The organism is Streptomyces bobili, from assembly GCF_002154575.1.
Classification (GTDB): domain Bacteria; phylum Actinomycetota; class Actinomycetes; order Streptomycetales; family Streptomycetaceae; genus Streptomyces; species Streptomyces bobili.
This window is the reverse complement of sequence record NZ_MUBA01000517.1, coordinates 1-6,935: the sequence shown is the minus strand read 5'-3', so window position 1 is coordinate 6,935 and position 6,935 is coordinate 1. Positions and strand designations below refer to the sequence as shown.

The window sequence follows — 6,935 nt, the reverse complement described above, 5'->3', positions numbered from 1 at the left end:
GCTTCGGCCCGCCCCCACCGCAGTACGCCCCCTCGGTACCGGAGGCCCCGGACTTCCTGGCGGTGGACAAGCACAACTCGGTCGTCGTCGACGCGTCGGGCGTGGGCTTCGACATGTACGACATCGTCGTCGACTTCCCCTGGGCCGAGATCCGCAGCGTCCACTACAGGGCAAGCCCCGATGGCAAGGCGCTCATGGTCGCCGTGGTCCATGTGGACGGCCGCGTCTACGAAGCCATGGTGAAAGCCAAACCACGGGAACGGCTGCGCGGCTGGTTCGCCCAACTGGCCTGGGTCCTCGGCTACTACCGCCCGGCGGGCTGACTCAGAGCAGGTGGTCGGCCTTGCCCGCCTTGATGTCGAGGATCATGGTCCGGAGCGCGTCACGGGAGTCGGTGAGGTAGGCGTCCTCAGCCCCGGCTATGGCGATGTAGGCGTTGCCTTCGGGGTCGGTACCGAGGCGGAAGCAACTGGCTCCCTCACCGCAGAAGGGCTCCTCCCACGTGATGCCGTCCATCTGACGTCTCCTCACAGGTTGTTGGCGATGTCCAGGATGAGGTCCCGGGAGGCTGCTGGCGAGAGCGCGATGCGCTCCATCCAGTCCAGGTGCGTACGGTACTTGGCCAACTGCGCCTCCCCACCGAGAAATTCCGGCCCGTGCGTACTGTCGACCTGCACGGTGTCCAACTGGGGCGCCGGGCCCTCCAGGTAGTTGAAGGTCTGCCCCGATCCGGGAAACGTACCGGCGGAGAACGGAATGACCAGCAGCCGCACGGACGGCCGCTCGGACACGGTGAGCAGGTACTCCAACTGGGCGCGAGCCATTTTGCGGCCCCCGAACTGCATCCGCGCGGCGGCCTCGTGCAGGACGCCCACGTACTGGGGTGCGTCCTCCCCCTCCAGTACCTGCTGCCGCTCGACCCGGAACGCCAGGCGCAAGGCGACCTCATGCTCCGGAAGCGGTGGCAGCACTGCCCGGAAGAGTTCGAGGGCGTGGTCGGTGGTCTGCAGCAGCCCTGGAATATGGGCGATGTGCACGGTCCGCATCCGCGTCGCGTAGGCCTCTGACTCCGCGATGTCCAGCAGGCCGGCCGGCAGCGCGCCTCGGTAACGCTCCCACCAGCCCCGTCGGTCTGGACGCGCCATGCTCACGAGACCTTCGATGTATGCCTGGTCCGAGCAGTCGCAGTTGCAGGCCAAGGTGCGCAACCGCTCCGGGCTGATGGAGCGGATGCCGGTCTCGAAGTTGGAGATCTTCGCACGGTCGAGGCCGAGCAGTCCGGCGGCCTGGTCGGCCGATATCCCCGCCGCCATCCGCATCTTCCGCAACTCGCTGCCCAGACGCTTCTGACGCTCGGTGGGTGTCGTCCTCGGAGGCATGCCGTTCCTTCCCGCGCGGTTCGTCAGCAGTCTGCCGTCAATCCGCGCCACCGGACCACGTTCGGGTCAATTTCCGTTCTCGAGTTGCAATTGAACCATCGGTGGTCCTACATTCAGTAACGCACCAGCTACGCAACAACAGTTGGCAGTGCACCGCGCGAGCCTGCCCGCTCGCTCCTTTCCCTGGGAGGGGCGGGCTCGCGCCAGGGAGACGAGCCACCGACTGCGCACGCCTGCCCATTCACCCGGAGGAGCCCGGCCATGCCCATGCCCCGTTGCCCGCTCGCCCCCGTCTTCCCCGCGGACTTCACCGCCCCGATGCCCGAAACCGTCTCGTACAGCCTCACCCTCCCCGCCGCCCTGGCGAGCCCCGCCCTCGCGCGAGCGACGGCCCGCGCGGTCCTCAAGGCCCACGACCTGCACGACATGCTGGACCCTGCTCTGCAAGCGGTGGGCGAACTGACGGCGGTGGCAGCCCAGTTCACGGAATCCGCGGACTTCTACCTCTCCCTCCGCTACCGCGCGGACACCCTCCGCGTGATCGTCTACGACAACCACCCCCGCCACACTCAGCCCCACCTGGCCAACGCCTGCGACACTCGCCGCCGCGCGGCACTTCGTGTGCTGGCCTGCGTCTGCCGGGCGTGCGACGGGGACTGGGGCTTCGGGGAGTCCCGAGAACCGGGCGGCGGCACGCGCATGTGGGCGAGGCTGCCGAGGGAGAGCGCGGCGACGTACGGAATGGGGAGGTAGCCGACAGTTCAGTGCGCCTCGGCCGCGAGATACACGCGGGTGCGCGTCAGCCGTATCGACGAGGCCCGGAACCGCATGCCGCCCTGTCCGCTGCCCAGTCTGACGGCGATCTCCTTGTCCGACACGGCCGTGATGTCGAAGCCCGCGGCCTCGGCCGGGCCCCAGCCGTCGACGACGAACCCGGTCAGACCGCCGAGGAGCAGGTAGAACTCCAAGCGGTTGTACGGCTTCTCCCGCCACTCGGGGCGAGGAGCCGACGGGAGGAGGCGGGTCTCGAACCCGAGGGTGGCCGAGTCGCCGCGTTCGTCGAGGTGCACGTAGAAGAGCTCGCACTGCTCGAGAGTGGGTGGGCATCCGGCATACAGCCCGCCAAGGAACCGGGAGTCCGTGAGAATCGACGCCCAGTCAGAGCCGCTCAAAGTGAACCGCCTCGCAGGGATCGGGGAGCGAGTCGTACCGCCGCGCGTCAATTCGGTTGACGAACATGCGCGGACCGCCGTCCGAGCCGTCGGAATTCATCCTGAAGGCACTCACGTGTCCCACGAGCACGGAGTCGCTGGAGTCGAACGACAAGTCGGCCCCGTCCCCGACGACCTCGACGCGGACTCTCCTGCCCTCGCCCATTGGCGTCACGGCGATCGCGGCGCCGGCGGGGGGCTTCCATACCCCGACCGAGAGATTCTCGACGGCCAAGAATTGCAGGTGACACTGCACCGTGTCCAAGCCGGCGTCCACCCACTCCCGTGGCGCCGATGCAGGGAAGTCGGGCAGATCGACGCGCAGGGTCACCGTGGGCCCACGCCAGTTGAGATTGACCGACCGAACTCTGACGACACCGCTGAATGCGGGGGTGACTCCGCCATAAACGGACCGCAACACCTCGCCGTTGGCGACCAGTGCGCCTACGGTTGGGCGGGGTGTGACGCTCATTCACGTTTTCTCGTTGCGGGACATGTCGAAGAGGTTGCCTCGATTTTCAGCTAAAGGTCACGGGTGGTTTTTGGCCCCGCTCTAGGATCTGAATGAAAACCCAATGTGCGGCTGACCGTAAATGAGATCTCGAGCAGTTGTTCCCGCTCCACGGATGGTACTTTATACTCGTGATTTTCGATGGATCTTAGAAATTCATGAGGCAGAGCAATTGAGTAATGCTGCACGTAGGAAGCCAGATCTAGGCGCCAAACCGATGATCCGTCGGTGAGTACAGACGATCCGCCAGGCACACGGAAGGCTCCGCGGATCGCATCTGTCGTCAGTTCCGTGACGTCGAGGACAGGGTGCCCTGAAAGCAGATATTGGGTCACGCGGTTTTGAGGGTATGACCCGGCTCCCGAGTCAGGGAGGGGGATTTCCTCTCCGTATTCTGTGAGGGTGGCATCTGTCAATTGTCGGTAAAATCCGATGAATCTCATTAATTCCCTCCGATGATGGGTAGGAAAATTCTCCAGTTGCCATCGTTGGCGATCTGAGGAATCTGCCCTGGTCCCAATATGGGGTTGGTGCCCACTTTGTCGGTGGGTGCCCGAACGGTTACACTCAATTCGTTCGCAATCTGTTGAGCAATTCCCGAGCTGTCGGCCCCTGAGTGACAAACCATAAGTCGAAGTGGCCCTCCATTATAGTTCGGGTTGTTTGTCACGGCGTCCACGATCTGGCCACCGTTCACGTTCCCTTCGGGGAACTCCAAGAAGGGGATGGAAGTAGCGCCGGTACAGGGGTCGTAGGTGCTCCGCCGTCCAACGAAAGAAAGTCGCGTGCGATGTTCGGTGGGGTGCGCTTCTCCGCCGTGGCCGCTCCGGTCATCTCCGCATAGCCGTCCAGTACGGACCTGCGGATGTGGGCCTTCGGACCGTCCCCCTGCTCAGTCATGCCTGGAATCAAAACATCGGCACGTTGCCGACCGCAACGACGGCCCGACGGAGGGCGATTCGGCGCGGCGGTCGGCAACTTCCGGCGGCAGAGGGACGCCTGGAGTGACTGGTCACCGTCCTCAGGGCGAGCCGTCCTCCGGGCTCCGTGCCGTTGTCACCCCCTCTGCGTTACGGCAGCCCGTGCACATGCGGCCCCACCGTGCTCGACCACGCGTTGCCCGCCGTCGCGTCCCAGTTGGTCGACCAGGTCATGGCGCCGCGCAGGTCGGGGTAGGTGCGGGACGGTTTGAAGGTGCCGCAGGCGGTGCCCTTGGTCAGGCAGTCCAGCGCGTTGTTGACGATGGTCGGGGAGACGTAGCCGCTGCCCGCGCCGCGGGTGGAGGCGGGAAGGCCGAGGCCCACCTGGGAGGGGGACAGGCCGCCTTCCAGCTGGATGCAGGCCAGGGCGGTGAGGAAGTCCACGGAGCCCTGGCTGTAGACCTTGCCGTCGCAGCCGAGCATGGAACCGCTGTTGTAGTACTGCATGTTGACGACCGTGAGGATGTCCTTCACGTTCAGGGCCGTCTGGAAGTAGGAGTTGGACGTCGACTGCATGTCGATGGTCTGTGGGGCCATGGTGAGGATGAGGGACGGCCCGGCCTTTGCCGACAGTGAGCGCAACGCCTGTGTCATGTACGTCGCGTTGAGGCCGTTCTCCAGGTCGATGTCGACGCCGTCGAAGCCGTACGTCTGCATCAGGGTGTGGAGGGAGTTGGCGAAGTTGGCCGCGGAGGTGGCGTCGTTGACGCTCACCGTGCCGCGTTCGCCGCCGACGGAGATGATGACCTTCTTGCCCGCGGCCTGCTTGGCCCTGATGTCGGCCTTGAACTGGTCGGCCGTGTAGCCGTTGAGGCCGGCCGAGTCGAGGGTGAAGGTGACCGCGCCGGGGGTCGTCGTCGCGTCGGCGAAGGCGACGGCGATGATGTCGTACTGGGCGGGGACGTCGGAGATCCGCTGGACCGTCGCGCCGTTGTTGAAGTTCTGCCAGTAGCCGGTCACGGCGTGCTTGGGCAGCGTGCCCCCGCCGCCTCCGCCGGTCGCGGCCGTACGGCCCGACACCGCGGCCGACTTCACGGACTCACCGGCCGCGTTCGTCGCGGTGACCTGGAAGGAGTACGAGGTGGCCGCCGCGAGCCCGGTCACGGTCGCCGAGGTGCCGGTAACCGCCGTCACCTTCGTGCCGTCCCGGTAGACGCTGTACCCGGTCGCGCCGGACACCGCGTTCCAGGCCAGCGTCACGGACGAGGACGTCGTGGCGGAGACCGTGAGGCCGGCCGGGGCGGACGGGACCGTCGGGGCGGGGTCGGTGCCTCCGCCGCCGTCGGGGCCGTGGACCGAGACGTCGTCGGCGAGGTAGGCGGTCTGGCCGTACCAACCGTGCAGGTAGACGGTGACGGACGTGGTCGACGCGCCGGTGGAGAACGTCGTCGACAGCTGCTTCCAGGCGGCGGAGTCCGGGGTCCAGGTGGAGACGTCGGTGGTGCCGGTGCCGGTCGCGCCGAGGTAGGTGTAGCCGCCCTGGACCCAGGCGCTCAGCGAGTAGGTGGAGTTGGGCTTCACGGCGACCGTCTGGGTGCAGCGGGCGTTGTCCTGCCCCGCCGGGGTCGCCTTCAGCGCGGCCGTGCCGCTGTGTACGGGGGAGGAGACGGTGGTGCCGCTGCCCGCGGAGCAGGTCCAGTTGCCGAGGCCGGACTCGAAGCCGGCGTTCCTGGCGTTGTTGACGTCCGCGGCGGACGCCTGGCCCGTTCCCGCGAGGGTGAGGGCGAGTGCGGCGGTGACGGCTCCCGACCAGAGCCGCGCCGATCTTTTAAGTGGGGACATGACAACAAGTTGGTCCAGACCAATTCCATTGTCAAGAGGTCCGCCCGTGGAGGACTCGTGTGGGCAACCTGCCCCGGTTTGAAGCGACTTGCGTGAAGATCCGTCGAGAGGCGGCCACGGAAAGCTGTTCTCCGGCCACAGGGGCGTGGATACAGTGCTGAGGTAGTCACGCAATGAAGTCACCTCGGAGCACCGGAGTAACTCCCGGTGGGCCGGACCGCGGGAATCGGGGAGCTGCGCGTGCCAACTGCCATTGCCGTGACCGGTGCCGATCTGGCCCTGCCGCCGCAGGACGAACGCACCGTGCCGGCCGCCGTGCTCGACGGCCTCGACCGCCGGCCCCTCGATCAGGCCGTCGCCGACGTCCAGACCCTTCTCGACCAGCACGGGCACCTCGTGGTCCTGTACTCGCGGGCCGTCCCCGCCGCCGTGGAACAGCGTCTGCACACCGTCCGCTCCCTCCTGGAGAGCGACCGCATCGCCCTGTTCCGGCCCGAACTGCCGCCACTCGGACTCGCCGTCCTGGCCCGCCAGTTGCGCCAGCTCGCCTCCTGCGACCTCAGCCCCGGCGTCCTCGCCTCGGCCGGCCGGCTGCTCACCCACTACATCCACGCCGGCGCGCTCCTCGCCTCCGTGGCCCGCCTCGACCGCGTCCCCGTCGGCCTGACCTCGCACGCCCGGTCCTGGATGCCGGGCAGCCAGTTCGCCGTACTGGCCCACCCGCAACCCCAGTTGGTGAAGGTCGGGCCGGACACGCTGCTGGACGGGCCCGAGTTCGGCACCTGGATGCTGGTCGGGCGGGGCCGCCTCCAGTCCGACTGGGTCACCGGCACCCTCGCGCCCGCCTGGCGGACCCAGGGACTGCGCGAGACGGAGGCACCCGCCGAATCCGCCGCCTGGTGGGGCACCGACAAGCTGATCGAGTTCTGCGCCTACCTGCCCGACCTCTCGGTCCTCTACCAACTCGTCACCTCGGTCCGTCAGACCGTCTGCCACTGGTGCGGCATCGACGTCATCGGCGACCTCTGCGTCTTCTGCTCCGCCACCCCGCCGCCTCGGGCGGCGGGCCGAT

General features: G+C 67.3%; 8 protein-coding genes. 3 read left to right on the top strand and 5 right to left on the bottom strand.

Annotated features, from left to right (window positions below; genetic code table 11):
- On the top strand, window positions 1-323 hold a 323-nt coding region (locus BZL64_RS32120), incomplete at its 5' end, for a hypothetical protein (RefSeq protein ID WP_244205620.1).
- A 1-nt stretch (window position 324) separates the two neighbouring features.
- On the opposite strand, the gene BZL64_RS32115 is transcribed toward BZL64_RS32120, so the two are convergent.
- Entirely contained in the window at window positions 325-516 is a 192-nt protein-coding gene (locus BZL64_RS32115) for a hypothetical protein (protein WP_086772647.1), read from the bottom strand.
- 11 nt (window positions 517-527) lie between these two features.
- Window positions 528-1,379 carry a helix-turn-helix domain-containing protein gene (locus BZL64_RS32110; protein ID WP_086772646.1) on the bottom strand — a complete coding sequence of 284 codons (852 nt, stop codon included), beginning with the start codon at window positions 1,377-1,379 and terminating at the stop codon, window positions 528-530.
- A 261-nt stretch (window positions 1,380-1,640) separates the two neighbouring features.
- Here BZL64_RS32110 and BZL64_RS32105 point away from each other — a divergent pair, with 261 nt between their 5' ends.
- A complete protein-coding gene (locus tag BZL64_RS32105) occupies window positions 1,641-2,132 on the top strand; it encodes an ATP-binding protein (protein ID WP_086772645.1) in 492 nt (163 codons plus the stop codon).
- 8 nt (window positions 2,133-2,140) lie between these two features.
- Here the strand turns inward: BZL64_RS32105 and BZL64_RS32100 are convergent, their stop codons facing one another.
- From BZL64_RS32100 to BZL64_RS32085, 3 genes are all read right to left on the bottom strand, one after another.
- Entirely contained in the window at window positions 2,141-2,551 is a 411-nt protein-coding gene (locus tag BZL64_RS32100) for an Imm50 family immunity protein (protein ID WP_279634631.1), read from the bottom strand.
- Window positions 2,538-3,062, bottom strand: a complete 525-nt coding sequence (locus BZL64_RS32095; RefSeq protein WP_086772644.1) for an Imm50 family immunity protein — start codon at window positions 3,060-3,062, stop codon at window positions 2,538-2,540. Before BZL64_RS32095 ends, BZL64_RS32100 begins: the two co-directional genes overlap by 14 nt.
- Window positions 3,063-4,171: 1,109 nt before the next feature.
- Entirely contained in the window at window positions 4,172-5,863 is a 1,692-nt protein-coding gene (locus BZL64_RS32085; protein WP_086772643.1) for a chitinase, read from the bottom strand.
- Between the two features lie 240 nt (window positions 5,864-6,103).
- Here BZL64_RS32085 and BZL64_RS32080 point away from each other — a divergent pair.
- The coding region (locus tag BZL64_RS32080; protein WP_244205616.1) for a hypothetical protein at window positions 6,104-6,935 on the top strand (832 nt) is incomplete at its 3' end.